The 24,277-nt window shown below is 40.0% G+C and carries 17 protein-coding genes, 18 tRNA genes and 3 rRNA genes; 3 read left to right on the top strand and 35 right to left on the bottom strand.

The window, feature by feature from the left end; genetic code table 11:
* Positions 1-3: 3 nt before the first annotated feature.
* The 10 genes from MHH85_RS00955 to MHH85_RS00910 all read right to left on the bottom strand — a co-directional run bounded on the left by MHH85_RS00955 (position 4) and on the right by MHH85_RS00910 (position 11,377).
* Positions 4-927: a S66 peptidase family protein gene (locus MHH85_RS00955; RefSeq protein WP_340705682.1), complete on the bottom strand. Its 924-nt coding sequence runs from the start codon at positions 925-927 to the stop codon at positions 4-6.
* Between the two features lie 100 nt (positions 928-1,027).
* Positions 1,028-2,653, bottom strand: a complete 1,626-nt coding sequence (locus MHH85_RS00950) for a peptide ABC transporter substrate-binding protein (RefSeq protein WP_340705681.1) — start codon at positions 2,651-2,653, stop codon at positions 1,028-1,030.
* A gap of 61 nt (positions 2,654-2,714) precedes the next feature.
* Positions 2,715-3,707, bottom strand: a complete 993-nt coding sequence (locus MHH85_RS00945; RefSeq protein WP_193741076.1) for an ABC transporter ATP-binding protein — start codon at positions 3,705-3,707, stop codon at positions 2,715-2,717.
* Positions 3,708-3,778: 71 nt separating this feature from the next.
* Complete coding sequence (locus MHH85_RS00940) at positions 3,779-4,714, bottom strand: ABC transporter permease (RefSeq protein ID WP_193737477.1); 936 nt, start codon at positions 4,712-4,714, stop codon at positions 3,779-3,781.
* Positions 4,711-5,649 (bottom strand): ABC transporter permease, encoded by a 939-nt coding sequence (locus MHH85_RS00935; RefSeq protein ID WP_053418794.1) that lies wholly within the window; start codon positions 5,647-5,649, stop codon positions 4,711-4,713. Before MHH85_RS00935 ends, MHH85_RS00940 begins: the two co-directional genes overlap by 4 nt.
* Before the next feature lie 17 nt (positions 5,650-5,666).
* Complete coding sequence (locus MHH85_RS00930) at positions 5,667-6,491, bottom strand: M55 family metallopeptidase (protein ID WP_340705680.1); 825 nt, start codon at positions 6,489-6,491, stop codon at positions 5,667-5,669.
* Positions 6,492-6,780: 289 nt separating this feature from the next.
* Positions 6,781-7,701 (bottom strand): S66 peptidase family protein, encoded by a 921-nt coding sequence (locus tag MHH85_RS00925; protein WP_340705679.1) that lies wholly within the window; start codon positions 7,699-7,701, stop codon positions 6,781-6,783.
* Positions 7,702-8,044: 343 nt separating this feature from the next.
* A complete protein-coding gene (locus MHH85_RS00920; protein ID WP_340705678.1) occupies positions 8,045-9,016 on the bottom strand; it encodes an ornithine cyclodeaminase family protein in 972 nt (323 codons plus the stop codon).
* A 52-nt stretch (positions 9,017-9,068) separates the two neighbouring features.
* Positions 9,069-10,328: a dicarboxylate/amino acid:cation symporter gene (locus tag MHH85_RS00915; protein ID WP_340705677.1), complete on the bottom strand. Its 1,260-nt coding sequence runs from the start codon at positions 10,326-10,328 to the stop codon at positions 9,069-9,071.
* 38 nt (positions 10,329-10,366) lie between these two features.
* Positions 10,367-11,377 (bottom strand): proline racemase family protein, encoded by a 1,011-nt coding sequence (locus tag MHH85_RS00910; protein ID WP_193737482.1) that lies wholly within the window; start codon positions 11,375-11,377, stop codon positions 10,367-10,369.
* Positions 11,378-11,607: 230 nt separating this feature from the next.
* On the opposite strand from MHH85_RS00910, the gene MHH85_RS00905 reads away from it, so the two are divergent.
* Positions 11,608-12,147 carry a helix-turn-helix domain-containing protein gene (locus tag MHH85_RS00905; RefSeq protein ID WP_340705676.1) on the top strand — a complete coding sequence of 180 codons (540 nt, stop codon included), beginning with the start codon at positions 11,608-11,610 and terminating at the stop codon, positions 12,145-12,147.
* A 283-nt stretch (positions 12,148-12,430) separates the two neighbouring features.
* Here MHH85_RS00905 and MHH85_RS00900 read toward each other — a convergent pair.
* From MHH85_RS00900 to MHH85_RS00795, 22 genes are all read right to left on the bottom strand, one after another.
* Positions 12,431-12,512: transfer RNA gene (locus MHH85_RS00900), tRNA-Leu, on the bottom strand.
* Between the two features lie 42 nt (positions 12,513-12,554).
* Positions 12,555-12,628, bottom strand: a tRNA-Cys gene (locus MHH85_RS00895).
* A gap of 12 nt (positions 12,629-12,640) precedes the next feature.
* Positions 12,641-12,715 (bottom strand) — tRNA-Gly (locus tag MHH85_RS00890).
* A gap of 8 nt (positions 12,716-12,723) precedes the next feature.
* Positions 12,724-12,795, bottom strand: a tRNA-Gln gene (locus MHH85_RS00885).
* 6 nt (positions 12,796-12,801) lie between these two features.
* Positions 12,802-12,877, bottom strand: a tRNA-His gene (locus tag MHH85_RS00880).
* 44 nt (positions 12,878-12,921) lie between these two features.
* Positions 12,922-12,997 (bottom strand) — tRNA-His (locus MHH85_RS00875).
* A 17-nt stretch (positions 12,998-13,014) separates the two neighbouring features.
* Positions 13,015-13,088 (bottom strand) — tRNA-Trp (locus tag MHH85_RS00870).
* A gap of 12 nt (positions 13,089-13,100) precedes the next feature.
* Positions 13,101-13,184, bottom strand: a tRNA-Tyr gene (locus tag MHH85_RS00865).
* 9 nt (positions 13,185-13,193) lie between these two features.
* Positions 13,194-13,269: transfer RNA gene (locus MHH85_RS00860), tRNA-Thr, on the bottom strand.
* A 7-nt stretch (positions 13,270-13,276) separates the two neighbouring features.
* Positions 13,277-13,352 (bottom strand) — tRNA-Phe (locus MHH85_RS00855).
* A gap of 29 nt (positions 13,353-13,381) precedes the next feature.
* A tRNA-Asp gene (locus MHH85_RS00850) sits at positions 13,382-13,458 on the bottom strand.
* A 3-nt stretch (positions 13,459-13,461) separates the two neighbouring features.
* Positions 13,462-13,538: transfer RNA gene (locus MHH85_RS00845), tRNA-Met, on the bottom strand.
* Between the two features lie 22 nt (positions 13,539-13,560).
* A tRNA-Val gene (locus MHH85_RS00840) sits at positions 13,561-13,636 on the bottom strand.
* Between the two features lie 15 nt (positions 13,637-13,651).
* Positions 13,652-13,726 (bottom strand) — tRNA-Glu (locus tag MHH85_RS00835).
* 22 nt (positions 13,727-13,748) lie between these two features.
* Positions 13,749-13,840, bottom strand: a tRNA-Ser gene (locus MHH85_RS00830).
* A 5-nt stretch (positions 13,841-13,845) separates the two neighbouring features.
* Positions 13,846-13,920: transfer RNA gene (locus tag MHH85_RS00825), tRNA-Asn, on the bottom strand.
* 11 nt (positions 13,921-13,931) lie between these two features.
* Positions 13,932-14,047 (bottom strand): 5S ribosomal RNA (gene rrf, locus MHH85_RS00820).
* A gap of 136 nt (positions 14,048-14,183) precedes the next feature.
* A 23S ribosomal RNA gene (locus MHH85_RS00815) occupies positions 14,184-17,113 on the bottom strand.
* 96 nt (positions 17,114-17,209) lie between these two features.
* Positions 17,210-17,285, bottom strand: a tRNA-Ala gene (locus tag MHH85_RS00810).
* Between the two features lie 12 nt (positions 17,286-17,297).
* Positions 17,298-17,374 (bottom strand) — tRNA-Ile (locus MHH85_RS00805).
* Positions 17,375-17,470: 96 nt separating this feature from the next.
* Positions 17,471-19,023, bottom strand: a 16S ribosomal RNA gene (locus tag MHH85_RS00800).
* The 16S, 23S and 5S rRNA genes sit together here with 18 tRNA genes alongside, the layout of an rRNA operon.
* A 360-nt stretch (positions 19,024-19,383) precedes the next feature.
* Positions 19,384-20,259, bottom strand: a complete 876-nt coding sequence (locus tag MHH85_RS00795; RefSeq protein ID WP_193737484.1) for a nucleotidyltransferase-like protein — start codon at positions 20,257-20,259, stop codon at positions 19,384-19,386.
* A gap of 140 nt (positions 20,260-20,399) precedes the next feature.
* On the opposite strand from MHH85_RS00795, the gene MHH85_RS00790 reads away from it, so the two are divergent.
* A complete protein-coding gene (locus MHH85_RS00790) occupies positions 20,400-20,750 on the top strand; it encodes a YgzB family protein (protein ID WP_193737485.1) in 351 nt (116 codons plus the stop codon).
* A 124-nt stretch (positions 20,751-20,874) separates the two neighbouring features.
* Here MHH85_RS00790 and perR read toward each other — a convergent pair whose 3' ends face one another.
* From perR to bcp, 3 genes are all read right to left on the bottom strand, one after another.
* Positions 20,875-21,318 (bottom strand): peroxide-responsive transcriptional repressor PerR, encoded by a 444-nt coding sequence (gene perR / locus MHH85_RS00785; protein ID WP_179078290.1) that lies wholly within the window; start codon positions 21,316-21,318, stop codon positions 20,875-20,877.
* 246 nt (positions 21,319-21,564) lie between these two features.
* The gene (locus MHH85_RS00780) at positions 21,565-22,509 is read right to left on the bottom strand and encodes a D-2-hydroxyacid dehydrogenase (protein ID WP_340705675.1); all 945 of its coding nucleotides are present in this window, start codon (positions 22,507-22,509) and stop codon (positions 21,565-21,567) included.
* 2 nt (positions 22,510-22,511) lie between these two features.
* Positions 22,512-22,985, bottom strand: coding sequence for a thioredoxin-dependent thiol peroxidase (gene bcp / locus MHH85_RS00775; protein ID WP_340705674.1), 474 nt, complete (start codon positions 22,983-22,985; stop codon positions 22,512-22,514).
* Positions 22,986-23,175: 190 nt separating this feature from the next.
* On the opposite strand from bcp, the gene MHH85_RS00770 reads away from it, so the two are divergent.
* The gene (locus MHH85_RS00770) at positions 23,176-24,267 is read left to right on the top strand and encodes an FUSC family protein (RefSeq protein WP_340705673.1); all 1,092 of its coding nucleotides are present in this window, start codon (positions 23,176-23,178) and stop codon (positions 24,265-24,267) included.
* Positions 24,268-24,277 lie beyond the last annotated feature (10 nt).

The following is a 24,277-nucleotide window of genomic DNA, read 5'->3' as shown; positions in this document are numbered from 1 at the left end:
CACTTATTGGACCCCTGGTAAAATGGTCAGTGTTTTATCATTAGCATTCAAAATAGCTTCTGCGCCTAGCGGTATTGCAAAATGAGGTTCACAATGCCCAATTTTAAAGCCCTTTACTACTGGTACATTTAAAGCACCTAAATAGTGATTTAACACTTCCTCTAGCGACAATGAGACTTTTCTCTTTTTCGGCTCAGTATTGCTAAAATCACCTACAATAATGCCTGCTGCACCTTGCAATTTACCCGATTGTCGTAATTGATTTAACATACAATCGATTCTATAAGGTTCTTCATCTACATCCTCTATTAATAGAAGTTTACCTCTCGTATCGACTTCAAATTCTGTTCCAAGTCCATTTGATAAAAGACTTAAGTTACCACCTGTAATTTCTCCTTTTGTCACTCCTGCAACCATTGTCTCTAATGGTGAGTAATCTTCTGTATACTGTAATTCCATTGGTTGAAAAAGTTGTTTGAACATTTGACCTGACTTTTCTCGGAATGTAGGTCTACCAACATCCGAAGCTAGCATTGGGCCATGAAAGGTAATGAAATTAGAGTACTTTCCTATCGCTGTATGTAGAAATGTAATATCCGAATAGCCCCAAAGGATTTTAGGATTATTTGCAAGGAGCTGAAAGTCAATTTTATCAGTATAACGTGCCGAGCCATAACCTCCACCAGCACATATGACTCCAGCAATTGTAGGGTCCGCGAACATAGCATGTAAATCATTTAATCGCTCTTCATCGGTACCTGCTAAATAACCATAAATATTCTCTACGGATGGACCAAATTTATAATGCAACCCAAGCCCTTCAAGAAATGTAAGTGAATGTTGTAAACTTTCCAGGTTTGGTGGACTTGATGGAGCTATAATCCCAATCGTGTCTCCCTTTTGAAGTCTCATAGGTCTATTTTTCATCATCATTTCCTCCCTTTCTAAAATAAATCAAGGAACGTAACATATACATTCTTTCATTTATTAAAGAAAGTGCAGTGCCTATAATAGGCACCGCTACTTTTTAATTTTTATCTGCCCATTTTAGTTCTGTATAACCAACTGGGTGACGAACAATACCAGAAATATTAGATTTCTCTAATGACACTTGGTTATAGAAATATAGTGGTACAATAGGTGCTTCGTCTATTAACACACGCTCTGCTTCTTGTAGAGTTTCCCATCGCTTTGTCGCATCTGATTCTTGTTTAGCAGATTTAATCAAGCTATCAAATTTTTTGTTTGACCATGCTGTACGGTTCATAGGAGAGTCTGTAATAAAACTTTCAATTGCATTAATTGGATCTGCATAGTCATATAAGAATGATGAACGAGATGTTTGATGCTTCAGCTCTTTTTGTTCAGCTAAGAATACACTAGCTTCTACATTTTGTAGTTTTGCATCTACACCTAGCGCATCTTTAATTTGACTTTGTAAAGCTACCGCAATATTTTGATGTTCTGGGCTTGTTGAATACGTTAATGTCACTTTTGGAAGCTTAGACCATCCTTCTTCTTTCATACCTTCTTTTAATAATTTCTTTGCCTCTTCTTTATCTAAAGAGACTAGGTCTCCAACTGATTCTCGGAATTCTTTACCGTCTGGACCTTTGAAGCCATATGTTACAAAACCATGCGCTGCTTTCTCACCATTTTTCGTTACATATTGCACGATATTTTCTTGGTCTACTGCTTTAGCAAAAGCTTGGCGAATTTTTTTGTTTGTAAATGGCTTTTTCTCTACATTAAATCGATAGAAGTATATGCCTGCTTGATCTTCTACATGTAACTCTTTATCGTTCTTTAACTGTTCAGCTAGCTCAGCAGGTACGCTCGATACATCTAGCTCATCTGATTTGTACATTTGATATTCAGTATTCGTATCATTCACCATTGCCCAATCAACTTTATCAAGCTTTACAGTGTCTTTATCCCAATACTGATCATTCTTTTTGAATACGAACTTTACATCATGCTCCCATTCTGATAAATTGAATGGTCCGTTACCGACAAATGAATCTGCTTCTGCAAACCATTTTGGATTTTCCGTTGCAACTTTCTCATTCACTGGGAAGAAGCTTGGATTAGTAATAATGCTCAAGAACGCATCAGTTGGTGCATTCAATTTCACTTCAAATGTCTTATCATCAATCGCTTTGATAGCTACTTCCTCCGCTTTACCCTTTCCAGTGTTATAAGCTTCAGCACCATCAATTGGATAAGCTAAGAATGCTGCTGGTGAAGCTGTTTCTGGATCAAGCATATGCAGCCATCCAAAAACAAAATCTCCCGCCGTTACTGCATCGCCATTTGACCATTTTGCTCCATCTCGAATTGTAAAAGTATAAGTTAATCCATCATCAGAAACTACAAACTTTTCAGCTGTCGCTTCTACAGGTTGATCTTTGTCATTAAAGCGAACTAAACCTTCCATCAAGTTATTTAATGCATTCCAAGATACTGCATTAAAACCGACAGACGGATCGAAAGAAGTTGGTTCACTACCGTTATTTAAGTAAAGGACTTTTTCCTTGGCATCTCCCCCACCATCAGCGGATGACGGTTCTTTGCCTGCTTCTTTATTTGCCGTACAAGCGGATAAAACAATTGCGAATACTGCTACGAATAAAACTGTTAACCACTTTTTCATGAATAATCCCCCTTTAACTCTTTTGTGAAATATATTAAGCACAATGTGCCTCTCACCATTTTCAGTTAAATAAGCCTTTTGCACGTTCATCTTGTAACCAACAATCTACCTTATGCTTCTCAGATAGCGATGTTGCCACAGGATATACATGATTGCATACTTCCATCGCATATGGACATCTTGCTGTAAAAGCACAGCCTGTTGGTGGTGCAAATAAATCTGGTGGTGTTCCTTCAATTGGCTCTAATTCTTCCTCTACTAAATCTAGTCTAGGGACTGAATTTAATAATCCTTTTGTATAAGGGTGGGTAGGTTCATAAAAAATTTCTCGCTTCGTACCTATTTCAATAATTTTTCCTGCATACATAACTGCAATCCGATCAGCTATTTTCGCAACCACACCCAAGTCATGTGTTATTAAGATAATAGAGACGCCTGTTTTCTTTTGAATCTCTTCAAACAGTTCCAAAATTTGCGCTTGAATGGTTACATCTAAGGCTGTTGTTGGTTCATCAGCTATTAATAAGGTGGGTTCACATATTAATGCAATTGCTATGACAATTCTCTGCCTCATACCACCAGAAAACTGATGGGGGTACTGATTTAAACGTTCACTAGGATTTGATATTCCTACAAGTAGCAACATTTCAATAGCCTTAGTTTTAGCTTCTGCCTTACTTATCTTATGATGCGTACGTAGTCCCTCAGTCAATTGTTCTCCAATTGTCATCGTTGGATTTAATGCAGTCATAGGGTCCTGAAAAATCATCGACACATCTAGCCCTTGGATTTTGCGAAGATCAGATTTTTTATAAGAAGTTAAATCTTTTCCTTTAAAGACTACTTTGCCGTTTGTAATTTTCCCGGGAGGTTGTGGGATTAAGCCCATAATCGCATTTGATGTAACACTTTTACCACAACCAGATTCTCCTACAATGGCAAGTGTCTCACCTTTATGCAAATCAAATGTGACTCCTCTTACAGCTTGGACTACGCCGCCAAATGTAGTAAAAGTCACTTGTAAATCTTCCACTTGTAAAATTTTCTCTTCCATTTTCACTTTTCCTTCGAGTGTTGGTTGGCCCATAGAATCGTTGTGTATCGCTTGTTCACGTACCATTCCACTCACCCCCTTAATTTTGGATCAAGTGCATCTTGTAGCCCATCACCAAGAACATTAAATGCAAACATTGTTAATGAAATAAATAATGCCGGGAAAAACAATCTCCACCAATGTCCCGATAATATAACCGGCAATGCATCGTTTGCCATTACACCCCAGCTGGCAAATGGTGCACTAATACCTAAGCCTAAAAAGCTTAGAAAGGCTTCTGCAAAAATTGCACTCGGCACTGTCAATGTCATCTGTACAATAATTGGTCCCATAGTATTTGGTAACAGATTTTTTCGTATGATGCGTGAAGTCTTAGCCCCAAAAGACTTAGAGGCTGTTACAAATTCATAATTTTTTAATTGCAACACTTGACCACGTACAATACGTGCCATTCCTACCCACCCTGTAATTGTTAAGGCAACAATGATTGTCGTTAAGCTAGATCCCATTACTACCATTAACAAAATAACTACAAGTAAATGTGGAAGACCATATAAAACTTCAATGATACGCATCATAATTAAATCCACTTTGCCACCCTTATAACCGCTAATACCGCCATAAATAATACCTATAAAAAAGTCTATAAGTGCTGCCATCAAACCTACAAACAAAGAAATTCGTGCGCCGTACCATGTTCTTGTAAACACATCTCGCCCTGCTTCATCCGTTCCAAACCAATGCGTCATAGAAGGCGCTTTATTTTGACTAGGGTAATCAGTTGCTGTGACTAAATATGGAGAAAATATCGGAACAAATATAGCCATAATGGCAAGTAATATTAAAAAAAACATTCCTAACATTGCTAGCTTATTCTTCTTTAACTTACGCCAAGCATCTGCCCAATACGATAATGATGGCCTTACAACCAATTCTGCCTTTTCCAAATTCTTCGCTTTAGGCTTAAACCATTCGTCCTTTATTACAACTTCTTTTATATTGGTCATGATGATTCACCTTCTTTTTTGTGCAATTTAATACGCGGATCTAAAATGCCATATACAATATCGACTAGGAATAGCATGAATACTAAAAATGCACTATAAAAAACAGTTGAACCCATAATAACGGGATAGTCACGATTATTAATACTTTCAACGAAGTATTTTCCCATACCTGGAATTGCGAAAATACGTTCTATAACGAACGTACCCGTTAAAATTCCAGCTAGCATCGTCCCCATAATTGTCACGACAGGCATCATAGCATTTCGTAGTGCATGCCGGATAATAATTCTAGACGGTTTCAAACCTTTTGCTCTCGCCATCTTTATATAATCCTGTGTCAGTACCTCTAACATGCTAGAGCGAGTAAGTCTTGCGATAATCGCCATAGGTCCTGTTGCTAATGCTAAGGTAGGTAAAATCATATGAAGCGGGCTCTGCCAAGTTGCCGCGGGTAACCACTTCAGTTCACCTGCAAAAATTTGAATAAGTAAAGTTGCTAAAATAAAGTTCGGAATAGAAATACCTATAACTGCAAAAGTCATCGCAAGATAATCAATTATTCCGTTATGCCGGAGTGCTGCTAAAGTGCCTAACGTTACCCCTGATAAAACCGCAACTAGTATCGTTATGATCCCTAGCTCAAATGAAATAGGGAATCCCCTGGCCAATAAGCTATTAACTGAGTCGTTTGGTTTCTTAATCGAAGGACCAAAATCGAACGTAACAATAGCCTTTAAATAGTTCGCATACTGCACCGGCAATGGCTGATCTAGCTTATAGTATTTTTCTAGATTTTCTTGAATTGTAGGATTTGAAGTACGATCATCATCAAATGGCGACCCTGGAATTGCATGCATTAAAAAAAACGTCAATGTCGCAATTAGCAACACTGTTAAAACCATCATGAAGAAGCGCTTTATAATATATTGAATCATTCAAACCCTCCTCCTTGTCAGCAATACCGTGTTTGGTATGCCAACTCTGCCATTACAAGCATTGCTCTATATGCTTCTAGAATATCTTTTGCCTTAAACTCCACCATTGTTGTGCCTTCAATAATCTTCGTTCCTGGCATTAATGCTGCCCATTCGGCTTGGCCATAATTTGTAAATTCAATGCGTAATGTTGGTGTAGCTGGTGGTACAAGTGGTTTAATTGAATCTTTTTTCGCAATCGCTTCAGCCGTTTTTTCAACTAACAACGCTCGTGCTTTTTTAGGATGTAATGTCTTCACAGCCGATCTAGAAATTGATTCTTTTACTGCCGCAGTTACAACTCCAGGAATAAGTGCTTCAATCTCACGACAAGCACAATCATCACCAGCTAGGAAAATAACTGGTACCCCAAAATAACCAGCCACATATGAATTAAAGCCAATCTCACCAATTTCCACATCATCAATGAAAATTGTTCGAATACTAAATGTCATTGAATGGCTCATTACTCCAGGTTGTCCTGCTCTCGCATGATATCCAGCAAACATTACACCATCAAATGTTTCATCTACATTTTGAACCATTGAGAGCGGCTTCAAATCTCCCGTGATCAAATCTGCATCCTCATGCAATTCCTCAACTAACAAATTATTCATTTTGGAATGGCTATCGTTTACTAGCACTTCTTTCGCTCCACTTTTAAAAGCAGCACCTATTATCGCATTGGCTTCATCTGTCATAATTTTTCTTGAGTGTTCATAATTATTTTCTGATTGAGATACAAACGTATAATCTGGTAAACCCGTAATCCCTTCCATGTCTACTGATAAAAAATACTTCACATTACCACCCCTATCATTTTTATAATATTCTGATAATATTATAAAATTACATTAACAGATTTTTACTTTAATATCAATTATTTATAAAATAATATATTTACTTTTTCACTCAATCATTACCCAGATATACTAATAGAAATAAATAAAAAAACTCACCTCTATGAGAGATGAGTTACATAGTAAATGTTTTCTTGTTTAAAGCGAATTTTATTAATAAAAGTTATTGTATTATAAGGTAACGATTGAAGAGTTATGCCTAAAAGCATCGAATTTATCTAATTGTATGCTATCACTGAACACCAGGTAAAATAGCTAAATGCTTACGATCTGCGTCTAAAATTGCATCCACACCTAATGGAATTGCTACATTTGGTTCGCAATGTCCAATTTTGAAACCTTTCACAACTGGTTTACCTAAATTGCCAAAATAATGAGCAAACACTTCATCTATTGTGAGTGAATCTACGTAGTCTCTAGGTTCTGCGTTTGTAAATTCTCCGATAATAACACCTGCTACTTCGTCTAGCTTTCGTGTTAGCTTTAACTGATTGAGTAGACCATCAATTTGAGCCGGCTCTAAACCAATATCTTCAATAAGCAATATCTTTCCTTTAGTATCGATTTCATACTTAGTACCAATACTGCTGACAATTAGTGTTAGATTTCCTCCTGTTAGTTCCCCTCTTACAGCCCCACCAGATACTGTTGTAAGCATAGAGATATCTTCTTCATAGTGAATTTCAGCAGGTTCAAACAACTGCTTAAACATATGCTTAGAACGTTCTGCTACATCTTCTCGCCCCATACTTGATAAAGTCGGACCATGGAAAGTTACAATATCAGAATACAAACCAAAAGCGGTATGTAAATACGTAATATCTGAAAATCCCCAGAAGATTTTAGGATTTTCCTCTAGTAATTGATAATCAATACGCTCTGCAAGACGCGCAGCACCGTACCCACCACTAGCACAGAAAATAGCAGCAATATTAGGATCTTCAATCATTTCGTGTAAATCCGATAAGCGATCCTCATCAGTTCCTGCCAAATAACCATTCTTCAGTTGTACAGACTTTCCAATAACATATTTCAAGCCAAGTTCCTCTAAAAAAGCAAATGACTTAGTTAAATTTTCTAAATTTGGTGGACTAGCAGGCGCAATAATCCCAACCGTATCCCCTACTTGCAATCTCTTTGGTCGTATTTTCATTTCTTAAAACTCCTAATAATATATTCTGTTTCTTATCTCTACTTTATCAAACTCTATATATGAAAAGCGAATAAAGAAGCATTCCTTGATTTACTTATTCTCGAAGTATTATAAGTCTGCTGGAAGTACACTTTAATTAAGTTACAATATAATACTTTCATTCCATTGAGAACTGTTAACCTCAGAACTTCTACCATCTAGTAAATTGCTAGGGGGATCTATATGTAGAAATGCACAAAAAAAGAGGAGCACTCTTTTAGCCCCTCTCTCTTCTAAACATCTATTTCTTAAAATGTTACAGGAACCTTCTCATATTCCTCATTACTCGCGATCATAAATTTACTTATAATTCCACATGTACCCCTGCTTTATTCGCAATAGCCTTATCATACAAATATTTAGCGACAACTATATCCGCAATCGCAAGACCCACAGATTTAAAAACGGTAATTTCTTCATCGTTTTCTCTGCCTGACATTTCTCCACTTACCACTTTTCCAAGCTCTGCATGAATACCATTTTCAGAAAATACTCCTTCTTGAATCGGCACATGTAAATCTCCTGTTTCTTCCAGAGCAGCGTCTTTTGCTTCTACAATAACTTTATGTGCTGAAGCAATTGCACTTGACGGTAATTCCTGCATCGTTGGACGGAATGAGCCCACCGCATTTACGTGCGTACCTGGTTTCAATGCTTCGGTGAAGACCGGGATTGTCGAGCTCGTTGCAGTCACTAGAATATCTGCTTTACGTACCACTTCATTAGGATTATCACAAAGAACTGTTTCCACTTTAAACTTTTCTTCTAAGAATTGAGCAAACTCTTTTGCTTTTGAATCACTACGATTAAATAAATGAATTTCTTCAATATCTCTTGCAGCTAAAACTGCTTCACACAAACCTTTTGCCTGCTCACCAGTTCCAATAACGCCTAATACTTTCGCATTCTCACGTGCAAAATACTTTGTCGCAACACCTGATAAAGCACCTGTTCGAATAAGAGTTAAAAAGGAGCCTTCAAGTAAAGCTAATGGTTCACCAGTTTCAATATCAGATAATAAAACGACACCTTGAATGGTTTTGCCAGTTTTCTTATTATCGGGAACCACCGTTACATATTTAACACCCATTGTTTGCAACTCTTCGGCAACGGAAGGCATGACAAGTCCTGTATTTGCTAGGCCAAAAGGAAGTGACAACCTGATTGGTGTTTCTGTTCTCGATGCGGAAAATTCATTTAACGCTTGCGCAACACAGTCCATTACCTCATTCATATCTATCAATTTTTTTTGTTCACGTGCACTTAAAATCAACATATCTTTTCCTCCAGTACTGAACTTCCTAACAAATACAAGTTACTCTACGAGATTATTGAACCACCATTTTTGGTTTTGGCAAGGAAGTATCCATAGCTTCTTCAAGAGATTCTATTTCACTGCCAAAACGTGTGTGCACAATTGCAGTTCCCGTTAAATCACCAGCAATATTATTCACTGTGTTTCCAGTATCAACAAGTGGTGATACTGCAGCATAAATTGCGACTATTTCAAGTGGTAATCCTAATGTGGACATTAATATTGCCATCATGACAATATCTGCTCCCCTTGCTCCTGCAGTCCCCATCGATAAAGCCAATCCTAAAAAAACAAATTGCATAATTAAAGAAAATGTAATTGGTATATTATATAGATTAGCCGCAAAAACTCCTGTCACACCAAAAGTGACTGCCAACCCATCCATATTAATTGTTGCACCTAAAGGCAATGTAAAACCGTAGATTTTATCTGAAATTCCAAGTTGTTTAGACACCCTCATGGATGCTGGTAAAGTGGAATTGCTAGAAGATGTTGCTGCAGCTACAAGGAGTGCTGGGCTTATCGTCTTAAAAAAACCTAAAGGCTTAAATTTAGTGAATATCTTAATCATTGTCGGATACACAATAAACAACAAAATTGCCAAACCGATAAGTGCCGTTAAAACATAGTGCAATGATTCATACAATATTTTTGTGTCTGTTGTTCCGACTAAATTCGCAAGTAATGCAAGAATGCCAATTGGAGCAAGCATCATAATGATATCCGTTATTTTCAACATCAATATTGCACCTTCATTAATCAACTTTTTCATACCGCTTACCTTTTCTCCCAAGCTGAGTAATGCGACTCCAATGATGACCGCCACAATTATTATTTGTAGCATATTCGTTTCAGCCATCCCCGCAATAATATTGTTAGGCACCCATTCAACCATATTATCAATGAAGCTGAACTCTTGTGGTTCAATTTCTTTACCACCGGTTAATAATCCTTGTGCGTTCTTACCAGGATTCATTATAAGGGCGACTCCTATACCAATTGAGGCTGCAAGTATGGTTGTAAGTGAATAGTATAAAAAAGTTAGACCCCCAATTGATTTTAATGATTTCATTCCTGGTAAATTTGTAATACCATCAATTAGAACAAAGAAAGTCAACGGTACAATTAACATTTGAAGGAATCTGATAAATATATCACCGATTGGTTTAAGATAACCTGCTTGCTGTCCAAAAACCAAACCAATAATTATTCCAATCACTGCACCAATTGCGACTTGAATAAAAAGATTCTTCTTTTTCCACCACTTTAACATCTTACATCACCCCTCCTTTCTTTAACGTTACGAAACTATCAAATCTCTTCCAATAAAAATCCTCTTGGTAAAGTGTCGCGTGGATCAACTAAAAATTGATGGAAACCTGTCAAGAAAGCTTCTCCTGTAACTTTTGGAATGACCGCTTCATAACCCGCTACATTGCTAATCGATAAAATCTCTCCGATGAATTGGCCATCTGTAATGCTTTCGTGAACAAAGCTTCCCTGGTCTTCCAATTCACCATGTGCATAAAGGCTCGCTAATCTTGCGCACGTCCCTGTACCACAAGGTGAGCGGTCGATTTGTTCATCTGCAAAAATTGTCACATTGCGCAAATCTGCATTCTCTCCTACTGGATCATCTGAGAAAATAACACCATAAATGCCACGAAGACCACTTTCAAGTGGATGAACTACATCAATTTTATCTTCTATATATCGTTTGATTTTTGTTCCCCATTTTTGAATTGCAGGTAAATCTTTAGTATTTACTTTCAAGCTCATCTCTTTGCTTTTAACAACTGCGTAGAAAGCACCTCCAAATGAGATATCAACATTGAATTCATGACCATCAATACTTACAGGCATATCCTTTTCCAATACAAATGACGGGACATTTTCAAAAGAAACCGCTTCCACAATAGAACCATTGCATTTTGCATAAGCTACTATTTCACCTGCAGGACTATCGATGATAAATTTCTGATTTTCTTCTGTTACGATGAAACGACCTGTTTCTATCCCCATCGTGATTACACCAACAATTCCATGTCCACACATCGTGCTCCAACCTTCATTGTGCATAAACAGTACTCCAAAATCTGCATGAGGGCTTGCAGGGGGCGTAATAATACATCCATACATACCATGATGCCCCCTCGGTTCAAGCATCAGCACTTCTCTGATATAATCAAGATGTTCCATGCAGTAAGCACGTCTTTCCAATTGAGTATCACCTTTTATCTCGGGTAGCCCGTCCGTAATAATACGTAATGGTTCGCCCGCAACATGTACATCAACTGTTGAATATACTTTTTTAATAATCATCTAAATCTCTCCAATCCAATTTTTAAAATACTGTTTCAAAATTAATTATAAAAAGAGTCTCTAGTTATTTATTAACATATGTTTTATAATTTAAGTGAAAGTTCAATATTTTTGAAGTATTACTTAAATTACAATAACCTAATATTAGATTAGAGTTAATATTCTGTCAACTTTATTTTTTAAAATATATAATGATGTATACTTTACATAAATTGAGATGAGGTATTGTTATGGACAAAACAATTGGAGATAAAATTAAAAGCCTACGAAAAGAAAGAAAATTAACCCTTAAGGAAATTGCAGACAAGACTGATCTATCAATCAGTTTTCTATCACAAGTTGAGCGTATGAAATCATCTCTAACACTAGAATCGCTCAAGAAAATATCCGAAGTACTTCAAGTAAATCCTAGTTACTTTTTCAACACAGAAACAGAACAAAAACAGCCTACTGTCATTCGAGGAATAAATAGCGGTACGGAGTTGACCGTCAACCAATTCATTTACAAGGACCTGTCCGGCAATCATAAAGGCCTTGGCTTTAACCCACTTCTTATAATTCTAAATCCTGGAGAAAACAAGGGGAATCAATTTACTCATCACGGAAAAGAATTTCTATATGTTTTAGATGGCAAGCTGACCGTACAAATAAATGATGAAGAATATCATTTAAACGAACATGACTCCATTATCATCGACTCTAGTAGTCCGCATTATTGGTTGAATCTCACAAGTACACCTGTTAAATTTTTATGTGTTTCTTCAGAGTAAAAGTCAATAAATCCTGATCTTGTTTCTATAACTACTACTTTTAAAAAAGAGGAGAGAAATTTTGCTCCTCTCCTTTTAGTCCTTTCTCCCTTTCCTCCTCTTTTTTAAGTTCATAAAACATTGCAGGAACCTACTGCGCCTTTATAGTTAACATTGAACGACTGTGCTTCTAGAATATCTTGTACCTTAAATTCCACCATGGATACTCCCTCAAAGAAAGAAATTTAAACAACAAAAAAAGAGCTCTCATAATGAGAACTCTTAAGGAAATTTATATTTAGGATACCGGTGGTCGGGGTCGAACCGACACTCTCGAAAGAACACGATTTTGAGTCGTGCGCGTCTGCCAATTCCGCCACACCGGCATAATATTATTATAGATCATATGTAGTTATTTTAAAAATAATTGGAGGCGGCAACCGGATTTGAACCGGTGGTAGAGGTGTTGCAGACCTGTGCCTTACCACTTGGCTATGCCGCCGTAAATAGAAAATGGAGCGGAAGACGAGGTTCGAACTCGCGACCCCCACCTTGGCAAGGTGGTGTTCTACCACTGAACTACTTCCGCAAATTTAACTGGGGTACCTGGATTCGAACCAGGGCATGACGGAATCAAAATCCGTTGCCTTACCGCTTGGCTATACCCCAATAATATGGGGCGACTGATGGGAATCGAACCCACGAATGCCTGAACCACAATCAGGTGCGTTAACCACTTCGCCACAACCGCCATAATATTATTATATCTAAGTTATTTTATTGTCAAAAATTAAATGGGGCGACTGATGGGAATCGAACCCACGAATGCCTGAACCACAATCAGGTGCGTTAACCACTTCGCCACAACCGCCATTATATAATTTAAATTGGCAGGGGCAGTAGGAATCGAACCCACATCAAAGGTTTTGGAGACCTCTATTCTACCGTTAAACTATGCCCCTAAAATAAAAAAATGGTGGAGGGGGACGGATTCGAACCGCCGAACCCGAAGGAGCGGATTTACAGTCCGCCGCGTTTAGCCTCTTCGCTACCCCTCCAGAAAAACATGGTGCCGGCGAAAGGAGTCGAACCCTCGACCTACTGATTACAAGTCAGTTGCTCTACCAACTGAGCTACACCGGCATTATTATGGTGGGTCAGGACGGAATCGAACCGCCGACACTTAGAGCTTCAATCTAATGCTCTACCAACTGAGCTACTGACCCATAATAATTTAATATTCTTTTTTAAAAAATGGCGGTCCGGACGGGACTCGAACCCGCGACCTCCTGCGTGACAGGCAGGCATTCTAACCAACTGAACTACCGGACCATTTGGTTGCGGGGACAGGATTTGAACCTGTGACCTTCGGGTTATGAGCCCGACGAGCTACCGAACTGCTCCACCCCGCGATAATGGTATTATTAATTTAAATGGTGGAGGATGACGGGATCGAACCGCCGACCCCCTGCTTGTAAGGCAGGTGCTCTCCCAGCTGAGCTAATCCTCCGTATAATGTTATAAATGGTGACCCCTACGGGATTCGAACCCGTGTTACCGCCGTGAAAGGGCGGTGTCTTAACCGCTTGACCAAGGGGCCATTTAATAAATTAGAATGTGTATGGCGGAGAGCAAGGGATTTGAACCCTTGAGACAAGGTTACTCGCCTACACGATTTCCAATCGTGCTCCTTCGGCCACTCGGACAGCTCTCCAAAAATGGCTCCGAAGGTAGGACTCGAACCTACGACCGTCCGGTTAACAGCCGGATGCTCTACCACTGAGCTACTTCGGAATAATATGATCGCCTAGCAACGTCCTACTCTCACAGGGGGAAACCCCCAACTACCATCGGCGCTAAAGAGCTTAACTTCCGTGTTCGGCATGGGAACGGGTGTGACCTCTTTGCCATCATCACTAGACTATTGTATTACCTAAGGACAAGAATAATTATACCATCTTTTTTAAAGTTTAGCAAGTGTTTTTTGCTATTTTAGAAAAGTTTTTTATTATTCTCTCAAAACTGGATAAATTACATTGAAGTTAGTTAAGTAAAATTTGGTTAAGTCCTCGATCTATTAGTATTCGTCAGCTCCGTATGTCGCCACACTTCCACCTCGAACCTATCTACCTCATCGTCTTTGAGGGATCTTACTTACTTGCGTAATGGGAAATCTCATCTTGAGGGGGGCTTCATGCTTAGATGCTTTCAGCACTTATCCCGTCCACACATAGCTACCCAGCGATGCCCTTGGCAGAACAACTGGTACACCAGCGGTGTGTCCATCCCGGTCCTCTCGTACTAAGGACAGCTCCTCTCAAATTTCCTACGCCCACGACGGATAGGGACCGAACTGTCTCACGACGTTCTGAACCCAGCTCGCGTACCGCTTTAATGGGCGAACAGCCCAACCCTTGGGACCGACTACAGCCCCAGGATGCGATGAGCCGACATCGAGGTGCCAAACCTCCCCGTCGATGTGGACTCTTGGGGGAGATAAGCCTGTTATCCCCGGGGTAGCTTTTATCCGTTGAGCGATGGCCCTTCCATGCGGAACCACCGGATCACTAAGCCCGTCTTTCGACCCTGCTCGACTTGTAGGTCTCGCAGTCAAGCTCCCTTATGCCTTTACACTCTACGAATGATTTCCAACCATTCTGAGGGAACCTTTGGGCGCCTCCGTTACTCTTTAGGAGGCGACCGCCCCAGTCAAACTGCCCGCCTGACACTGTCTCCTACCCCGCTAAGGGGCATGGGTTAGAAGTTCAATACATCTAGGGTAGTATCCCACCAACGCCTCCTCCGAAGCTGGCGCTCCGGAATCTCTGGCTCCTACCTATCCTGTACAAGATGTATCAAAATTCAATATCAGGCTACAGTAAAGCTCCACGGGGTCTTTCCGTCCTGTCGCGGGTAACCTGCATCTTCACAGGTACTATAATTTCACCGAGTCTCTCGTTGAGACAGTGCCCAGATCGTTACGCCTTTCGTGCGGGTCGGAACTTACCCGACAAGGAATTTCGCTACCTTAGGACCGTTATAGTTACGGCCGCCGTTTACTGGGGCTTCAATTCGCACCTTCGCTTGCGCTAAGCACTCCTCTTAACCTTCCAGCACCGGGCAGGCGTCAGCCCCTATACGTCACCTTACGGTTTTGCAGAGACCTGTGTTTTTGCTAAACAGTCGCCTGGGCCTATTCACTGCGGCTCTCTCGGGCTTTCACCCTACTAGAGCACCCCTTCTCCCGAAGTTACGGGGTCATTTTGCCGAGTTCCTTAACGAGAGTTCTCTCGCACACCTTAGGATTCTCTCCTCGACTACCTGTGTCGGTTTGCGGTACGGGCACCTTTTACCTCGCTAGAGGCTTTTCTTGGCAGTGTGAAATCAGGAACTCCGGACATACGTCCTCGTCATCACAGCTCAACGTTATAGAAATGGGATTTGCCTCATTTCACGCCTCACTGCTTGAACATGCATAACCAACAGCATGCTTACCCTATCCTACTGCGTCCCCCCATTGCTCAAATGGTAAATAGGTGGTACAGGAATATCAACCTGTTGTCCATCGCCTACGCCTATCGGCCTCGGCTTAGGTCCCGACTAACCCTGAGCGGACGAGCCTTCCTCAGGAAACCTTAGTCATTCGGTGGACGGGATTCTCACCCGTCTTTCGCTACTCATACCGGCATTCTCACTTCTAAGCGCTCCACCAGTCCTTCCGGTCTGACTTCACAGCACTTAGAACGCTCTCCTACCACGGACATCTAAGATGTCCATCCACAGCTTCGGTGAATTGTTTAGCCCCGATACATTTTCGGCGCAGCGTCACTCGACCAGTGAGCTATTACGCACTCTTTAAATGATGGCTGCTTCTGAGCCAACATCCTGGTTGTCTAAGCAACGTCACATCCTTTTCCACTTAACAATTACTTTGGGACCTTAGCTGGTGGTCTGGGCTGTTTCCCTTTTGACTACGGATCTTATCACTCGCAGTCTGACTCCCGTGCATAAATCACTGGCATTCGGAGTTTGTCTGAATTCGGTAATCCGGGATGGACCCCTAGTTCAAACAGTGCTCTACCTCCAGGATTCTCTATCACGAGGCTAGCCCTAAAGCTATTTCGGAGAGAACCAGCTATCTCCAGGTTCGATTGGAATTTCTCCGCTACCCACACCTCATCCCCGCACTTTTCAACGTACGTGGGTTCGGGCCTCCAGTAAGTGTTACCTTACCTTCACCCTGGACATGGGTAGATCACCTGGTTTCGGGTCTACAACCACATACTCATTCGCCCTATTCAGACTCGCTTTCGCTACGGCTCCGTCTTCTAAAACTTAACCTCGCATGTAATCGTAACTCGCCGGTTCATTCTACAAAAGGCACGCTATCACCCATTAACGGGCTCTAACTACTTGTAGGCACATGGTTTCAGGATCTATTTCACTCCCCTTCCGGGGTGCTTTTCACCTTTCCCTCACGGTACTGGTTCACTATCGGTCACTAGGTAGTATTTAGCCTTGGGAGATGGTCCTCCCAGATTCCGACGGAATTTCACGTGTTCCGCCGTACTCAGGATACACTCAAGAGAGAATGAACTTTCAACTACAGGGCTGTTACCTGCTCTGGCGGGCCTTTCCAGACCGCTTCGTTTAACTCATTCCTTTGTAACTCCATATAGAGTGTCCTACAACCCCAAGAGGCAAGCCTCTTGGTTTGGGCTATTCCCGTTTCGCTCGCCGCTACTCAGGGAATCGATTTTTCTTTCTCTTCCTCCAGGTACTTAGATGTTTCAGTTCCCTGGGTCTGCCATCAAGACGCTATGTATTCACGTCAAGATACTGCTCCATTACGAACAGTGGGTTCCCCCATTCGGAAATCTCCGGATCAAAGCTCACTTACAGCTCCCCGAAGCATATCGGTGTTAGTGCCGTCCTTCTTCGGCTCCTAGTGCCAAGGCATCCGCCATGCGCCCTTAATAACTTAACCTAAAAGTTAGTTATTAAGCCTAAAAAACTTAATAATAAAAAATGTGTTACTTAATTTGCTTCAATGTCGTTTTATCCAGTTTTCAAAGAACAATATTGGTGGAGCCTAGCGGGATCGAACCGCTGACCTCCTGCGTGCAAGGCAGGCGCTCTCCCAGCTGAGCTAAGGCCCCAAAAAAGAAAAATGGTGGGCCTAAATGGACTCGAACCATCGACCTCACGCTTATCAGGCGTGCGCTCTAACCAGCTGAGCTATAGGCCCCTTTTTCGGAAAAATATAAGGTTTTTATAAACCTTCAAAACTGAACGCAAGACGTTAATCGACAGATCCAAGATCTGTTTCCGTAATTATCCTTAGAAAGGAGGTGATCCAGCCGCACCTTCCGATACGGCTACCTTGTTACGACTTCACCCCAATCATCTATCCCACCTTCGGCGGCTGGCCCCATAAAGGTTACCTCACCGACTTCGGGTGTTACAAACTCTCGTGGTGTGACGGGCGGTGTGTACAAGGCCCGGGAACGTATTCACCGTGGCATGCTGATCCACGATTACTAGCGATTCCGGCTTCATGTAGGCGAGTTGCAGCCTACAATCCGAACTGAGAACGATTTTATGAGATTAGCATACCCTCGCGAGTTAGCGACTCTTTGTATCGTCCATTGTAGCACGTGTGTAGCCCAGGTCATAAGGGGCATGATGATTTGACGTCATCCCCACCTTCCTCCGGTTTGTCACCGGCAGTCACCTTAGAGTGCCCAACTAAATGATGGCAACTAAGATCAAGGGTTGCGCTCGTTGCGGGACTTAACCCAACATCTCACGACACGAGCTGACGACAACCATGCACCACCTGTCACCAATGTCCCCGAAGGGAAAACTCTATCTCTAGAGCGGTCATTGGGATGTCAAGACCTGGTAAGGTTCTTCGCGTTGCTTCGAATTAAACCACATGCTCCACCGCTTGTGCGGGCCCCCGTCAATTCCTTTGAGTTTCAACCTTGCGGCCGTACTCCCCAGGCGGAGTGCTTAATGCGTTAGCTGCAGCACTAAGGGGCGGAAACCCCCTAACACTTAGCACTCATCGTTTACGGCGTGGACTACCAGGGTATCTAATCCTGTTTGCTCCCCACGCTTTCGCGCCTCAGTGTCAGTTACAGACCAGAAAGTCGCCTTCGCCACTGGTGTTCCTCCAAATCTCTACGCATTTCACCGCTACACTTGGAATTCCACTTTCCTCTTCTGCACTCAAGTCTCCCAGTTTCCAATGACCCTCCACGGTTGAGCCGTGGGCTTTCACATCAGACTTAAGAAACCACCTGCGCGCGCTTTACGCCCAATAAATCCGGACAACGCTTGCCACCTACGTATTACCGCGGCTGCTGGCACGTAGTTAGCCGTGGCTTTCTAATAAGGTACCGTCAAGGTACGTTCAGTTACTAACGTACTTGTTCTTCCCTTACAACAGAGTTTTACGATCCGAAAACCTTCATCACTCACGCGGCGTTGCTCCATCAGACTTTCGTCCATTGTGGAAGATTCCCTACTGCTGCCTCCCGTAGGAGTTTGGGCCGTGTCTCAGTCCCAATGTGGCCGATCACCCTCTCAGGTCGGCTATGCATCGTTGCCTTGGTAGGCCATTACCCCACCAACTAGCTAATGCACCGCGGGCCCATCTAGTAGTGACAGCCGAAACCGCCTTTCAGCATTTTGCCATGTGACAAAATGGATTATTCGGTATTAGCCCCGGTTTCCCGGAGTTATCCCAATCTACTAGGTAGGTTGCCCACGTGTTACTCACCCGTCCGCCGCTAAATCAGAAGAAGCAAGCTTCTTCATCATTCGCTCGACTTGCATGTATTAGGCACGCCGCCAGCGTTCGTCCTGAGCCAGGATCAAACTCTCCATAAAAGTAGTTTGAAAGCTCATTAGCTTTGCTAGCGTATCATCCGAAGATGATATCTATTTTTGTTTTGATCCACCAACAAGTTGATGTCCAAAAACATTTATTGATTAACGTCTTGCATGTTCAGTTTTCAAGGTTCATTTTGTTGTCTTCGTCGTTGTTGTTGTTGTTGCAGCGACTTTAATATCTTAACATCCTTCAATTTCGATGTCAACAACTTTTTTAAAAAAGTTTATCGGGTGAAAGTTTTAAGTTTTAACAACACGTCTTAGCGACAATTAATATAATACAATAATGTCGATACTCATGTCAACACTTTTTCTAAAAAAATTTGAGGCGTTTTAAACGCCTCAATTAATATACAACTAATCAACGATTTCTTCAACCTTATAATCTCTATGATATATGTTATTTCCTTTAGTCTCTACACGCTCTACAGAGATGTAACCTTTATCTATTAAGTATTCGATGAAAACTTCAAGGTTAACTGAATAGTTTTTTAGCTCCTCTTGTTCATGCAGTTCTTGAATTGTCCAAAAGTCTTTTTGAGACATTACTTCTATTACATGCGTTGCACCATCTGCAGTACGAGAATGAATAAAGAACTCACTTGCTAAGAATAATAACTCTAATCGTTTATCTAATGATTCTTCACTTGTAATAAGTTCTTCATATAATTTGTAAATGGCTGGATCAATTTGTTTTACTTGCGACCACACTGTAACCTCAGGGTACAATCCTTTATCCATTACAGCAAGACGAGCTAAATGATGCAATGATTCAACAACATGATTATAGGCATCTAAATAATTTTTCTCTTCGAAACATACTTTACCCTCTAAGTATCTTCGTATTAACTTTGCAAACTCAATACCCATTTTGATTTTCCGACCATAAAATGGGAACTCCTTAAGTTCCTTTTTTAAATTAGAGAGATACTCATTACGATCGAATAATACTTTACCAAAGAATAGCCAGTCGACTATCTTCTTATTAGTTCCTACTAATAACCATTTATTTAACTGCTTCTCCGTAATGATGTGCATAGCAGCTTTTTTATCTTTAAATGTATAATGTTTTGTAAAGACTGGTCGGTCACTTTGTCTTGTAATAATAAGAAGTATCGTATCGAATGTATCTGTTATCGGGCTTACTTCTTCCCTTTTTTCTATTAAAATTACACCTATTGTATTCGGGTGACTTGCTCGTTCTTGGTATATGGGTCGTAGTAGCTGCTCCATAATGATCCTCCTATAGTCAATAGTCAATTTACTCTGTCTTAAACGTTCGACAAAAATAATAAGATTCCTGCATAAAATTTTCACTTCATATTACGATATCATTTTGTGTTATAGTATGTTGTAGATTAGGAGGCTTACAAATGAAACCATATAAAAACAAGATAAATAAAATCCGTTCATTTGCTTTATCTCTCATATTTATTGGCTTTATCATCATGTACGGTGCCATTTTCTTCAGAGAACACCAATGGTTAGTTATTATCTTCATGACACTAGGTATCCTCTGTATTCTTGGAAGTACTTTTGTATATGGATGGATTGGATTCCTTTCAACCCGAGCAGTATTAGTTGAATGTCCGGGTTGCCATAAACACACGAAAGTGCTTGGCCGCGTAGATATGTGTATGTATTGTAATGAACCACTTACTTTAGATCCTTCATTAGAAGGACAAGAGTTTGATCAATCATTAAACAATCGCACAAAACGTTAAAGAATAATGCCTTCTCCTCGTTACTAAATTGTAACGGGGTTTTTTTATCAAAAAAGCATTATATAGTTTACCATAAAAAGAAGCTACCTATGTGTCATTCTTGACAGTTAAGTAGCTTCCTTACTTATTGAACTTTAGTGGCTTGCTCAGAACACGTTGGACAAGTCCCATAAATCTCCATACGGTGTGAATTAATTTTGAAGCCAGTGACGTGAGCGGCGAAATGTTCAACCTCATCAAGCCCTGGGTAATGGAAGTCTACAATCTTCCCACAGCCCTCACAAATAATGTGATAGTGTTTATTTGTAACAAAATCAAAACGACTTGCGCTATCACCATATGTTAATTCTTTCACTAAACCTGATTCTCGGAATACACGAAGATTATTATAAACCGTTGCTACACTCATATTAGGGAATTTCCCTTCAAGTGCTTTGTATATTTCATCAGCTGTTGGATGTGACATTGTTTCGATTAAATACTCTAAAATAGCATGACGTTGGGGGGTGATCCTTACGCCTGTTGTCTTTAGCGTGTCTAGAGCGCTTTTCAATTGCACTTCAGTCATCGCCATGCACCTCAATTCATAAAAATTATTAGTTTATAATTGTTATAATTAGTTTACTTAAAAACTAGGGCAAATGTCAACATTTCCATCTACGAGTCACCTTTTTGTTCTGGTTTTTAATAAGGATAATTTACTATCTATCAAAAATTTGCTCTAATAATCCAAAATATATTATTTCATTCCTTGTTTCATTCTCAATTGTTCCTGGTTAATGATACTTTCTCTTACAACGATAAAAGTTCCTGACTAATACCCTCTAATAATATCCATTTTGTTAATAAGTTCTGTATCTCCCTCTAACCACTTTTTTAAGTTAGGTTTGAAAATTTCTAAACTACGTTCCAAATATCTTGAAGAATGGCTGGAGACATGAGGCGAAACAGTAACAGTATTCATCTGCCAAAAAGGATGTTCTGCTGGTAGCGGTTCTTCTTCATATACATCTAATACAGCATGTGCGATTTTTCCTGCATTCAATGCGTGTATCAATACATCTGTTGACACTAAATCACCGCGGCCAAAATTCAGAAATAATGTACTATCTTTCATCGCTTCGAAATGTTCACTCTTTAATAAATATTGTGTATCCGGAGTACTTGGTAAAACAGAAATAACTATATCAGCGCTTGGTAATGCCTTTTGCAATGCACTAAAAGAAATCATATCCTCCATATAATCAGCCTTATTTCCTGAACGATTACATCCTATTGTATGTACGCCAAAAGCTTGCAACAATCGGCCAATCTCAGAACCAATTGCGCCAGGTCCTAAAATAAGGGCGGTAGAACCGTGAAGCTCCGTTGCTTTAGACTTACGGTTCCATTCAGCTTTTTGCTCTTGTTCATAGATCCATGCCAGTCCACGTTTATATGATAGAATGTGGGCTAGTACAGATTCTGCCATTGGAACTTTATGAATGCCACGTACATTAGAAACAACGATACCACGTTCAGCAATTTCCTTTTGAGGCATTTTCTCTACCCCTGCAGAAGCAACCATTATCCATTTTAACTTCTCTGCTAACCTTATTTGCTGCGCTTCAATATCTTCACCATAAGTAACTACAACTTCTGCCTCTTTTAACACAGTATGATCTATATTGTTATGAAAGATAAATTCAATAGTAGGAAAATCTTGTAGTAGCCCCTCTTTTAAATCTGGTCTTGGATCAAAAGTAAAATACACTATCATAATTATTCCCCCTTTTCCCGTATATAAGTAAGCACCTCTTCAATATGTCCCTTCACTCTGACTTTACGCCATTCTTTAATAACTACCCCCTTTTCATCTATTATAAAAGTAGTGCGTTCGATTCCCATATATTCACGACCGTACATTTTCTTCAATTTCCAAACGCCATATGTTTCCGCAACAGCATGATCCTCATCTACTAATAGTGAGAATGGTAAACCGTGCTTTTCTATAAATTTTTCATGTCTTTTTTCATCATCGGGACTTACTCCTAATATAACGGTATTTAGATCAGAGAAATCATTATGGAAGTCTCTAAAATCACATGCCTCTGTAGTGCAACCAGGTGTCATATCTTTTGGGTAAAAATATAGCACTACCGATTTCTTCCCAATATAATCTGCAAGTGATACTAGTTTGCCCTGTTCATTTTTTAGAGTGAAATTTGGTGCTTGTTGTCCTTCTAGTACTGTCATATTTACTCCTCCTATTCTCTTTTACAATAATTGTATCAATTTTTTTGAAGAAACGTCGTTTTTTTGTCTACACTATAGGTTACCGTCATAAGTTAATTAAGCTCATGAATAATCCGTTGTTGACCATCTTGAGGTAATCGGTTAAAGTAGCGGAATACTAGTATACAGAAAGAGAGGTTACCCATTTCAGATGAAATTAGGTGCCCGTATTTTAAAAACAGGTTTAGCTATTATATTTGCACTATATATTGCAGATTTGCTTAACTTACCATCACCCGTCTTTGCCGGCATTGCTGCTATTTTCGCAATCCAACCATCTATTTATCGCTCTTATTTAACAATTCTAGAACAAGTACAATCTAATTTAATCGGTGCTGCAATAGCTGTTTCTTTTGGTTTACTATTTGGCCATCAATATGTAGCCGTTGGATTAGCTGCTATCATAACTATTTCTATCGTTATTCGACTTGGTTTGGAAAATTGCATTTCCTTATCTCTTGTAACTGTCATCGCGATTTTAGAAGTCCAAGATGGTGATTTTCTTACTTTCGGTTTGATTCGGTTTGTTACAGTTCTCATCGGAGTACTTGCCGCATTCATCGTCAACCTTGTATTTTTACCACCTCGCTATGAAACAAGATTATTTCAATCCATCAACCTGTTGCAGGATGAAATTATTCGCTGGACTCGTCTTGCAGTTCGACAAGCATCTGAACATACATCAACAAAACAGTCTTTACGAAAATTAAAAGAACATCATTTAAAGCTCAACCAGTTATATTTATTTTATAAGGAAGAACGTAGATATATAAAAAATGAAAAGCACGTAAAAGCAAGAAAGCTTGTTGTTTATAGACAAATGATTACAACATCGAAAAAAAGTTTAGAAGTTTTACAAAGACTACATTTACATGAAAACGAGTTATCCAAACTTCCTGAGCAGTTTCATATTATGATTCAAGAACGTTTAGATTTCCTCCTTACTTATCACGAACAACTCTTTTTGAAATATTCCGGAAAACTAAAGCCTGATCATAAGGCTTGGATTGGTCAAGATGAGTATTTACAAAGAAACGAAGTAATGGATATTTTCGCAGAACAAATTGCAATTTCACGCGAAAATGATGAGGATGAAGAATTTTCAAGCTATCATTTACTGCATATACTCTCACGTATTTTAGATTATGAGGAAAACTTAGAGCATTTAGATACGCTTATTATGTCGTATCAAAATCACCACGGTGATGAAATTAAACTCGAAATTGAAGACAGCATATTCTAAAAAAAGCATC

It is taken from the genome of Viridibacillus sp. FSL E2-0187 (genome assembly GCF_038006425.1).
In the GTDB taxonomy this organism is placed as follows: Bacteria; Bacillota; Bacilli; order Bacillales_A; family Planococcaceae; genus Viridibacillus; species Viridibacillus arvi.
The sequence above is the reverse complement of the archived record's forward strand: the minus strand, read 5'-3'. Positions and strand labels throughout refer to the sequence as shown.

Excerpts from the sequence above, each read along its gene's own strand:
- MHH85_RS00795 (WP_193737484.1), bottom strand. The coding sequence starts at position 20,259 with ATGGAGCAGCTACTACGACCCATATACCAAGAACGAGCAAGTCACCCG.
- MHH85_RS00905 (WP_340705676.1), top strand. The coding sequence starts at position 11,608 with ATGGACAAAACAATTGGAGATAAAATTAAAAGCCTACGAAAAGAAAGA.
- MHH85_RS00780 (WP_340705675.1), bottom strand. The coding sequence starts at position 22,509 with ATGATAGTGTATTTTACTTTTGATCCAAGACCAGATTTAAAAGAGGGG.
- MHH85_RS00950 (WP_340705681.1), bottom strand. The coding sequence starts at position 2,653 with ATGAAAAAGTGGTTAACAGTTTTATTCGTAGCAGTATTCGCAATTGTT.
- MHH85_RS00915 (WP_340705677.1), bottom strand. The coding sequence starts at position 10,328 with ATGTTAAAGTGGTGGAAAAAGAAGAATCTTTTTATTCAAGTCGCAATT.
- MHH85_RS00955 (WP_340705682.1), bottom strand. The coding sequence starts at position 927 with ATGAAAAATAGACCTATGAGACTTCAAAAGGGAGACACGATTGGGATT.
- MHH85_RS00790 (WP_193737485.1), top strand. The coding sequence starts at position 20,400 with ATGAAACCATATAAAAACAAGATAAATAAAATCCGTTCATTTGCTTTA.
- MHH85_RS00910 (WP_193737482.1), bottom strand. The coding sequence starts at position 11,377 with ATGATTATTAAAAAAGTATATTCAACAGTTGATGTACATGTTGCGGGC.
- MHH85_RS00945 (WP_193741076.1), bottom strand. The coding sequence starts at position 3,707 with ATGGAAGAGAAAATTTTACAAGTGGAAGATTTACAAGTGACTTTTACT.
- bcp (WP_340705674.1), bottom strand. The coding sequence starts at position 22,985 with ATGACAGTACTAGAAGGACAACAAGCACCAAATTTCACTCTAAAAAAT.
- perR (WP_179078290.1), bottom strand. The coding sequence starts at position 21,318 with ATGACTGAAGTGCAATTGAAAAGCGCTCTAGACACGCTAAAGACAACA.
- MHH85_RS00940 (WP_193737477.1), bottom strand. The coding sequence starts at position 4,714 with ATGACCAATATAAAAGAAGTTGTAATAAAGGACGAATGGTTTAAGCCT.
- MHH85_RS00925 (WP_340705679.1), bottom strand. The coding sequence starts at position 7,701 with ATGAAAATACGACCAAAGAGATTGCAAGTAGGGGATACGGTTGGGATT.
- MHH85_RS00935 (WP_053418794.1), bottom strand. The coding sequence starts at position 5,649 with ATGATTCAATATATTATAAAGCGCTTCTTCATGATGGTTTTAACAGTG.
- MHH85_RS00770 (WP_340705673.1), top strand. The coding sequence starts at position 23,176 with ATGAAATTAGGTGCCCGTATTTTAAAAACAGGTTTAGCTATTATATTT.
- MHH85_RS00920 (WP_340705678.1), bottom strand. The coding sequence starts at position 9,016 with ATGTTGATTTTAAGTGCACGTGAACAAAAAAAATTGATAGATATGAAT.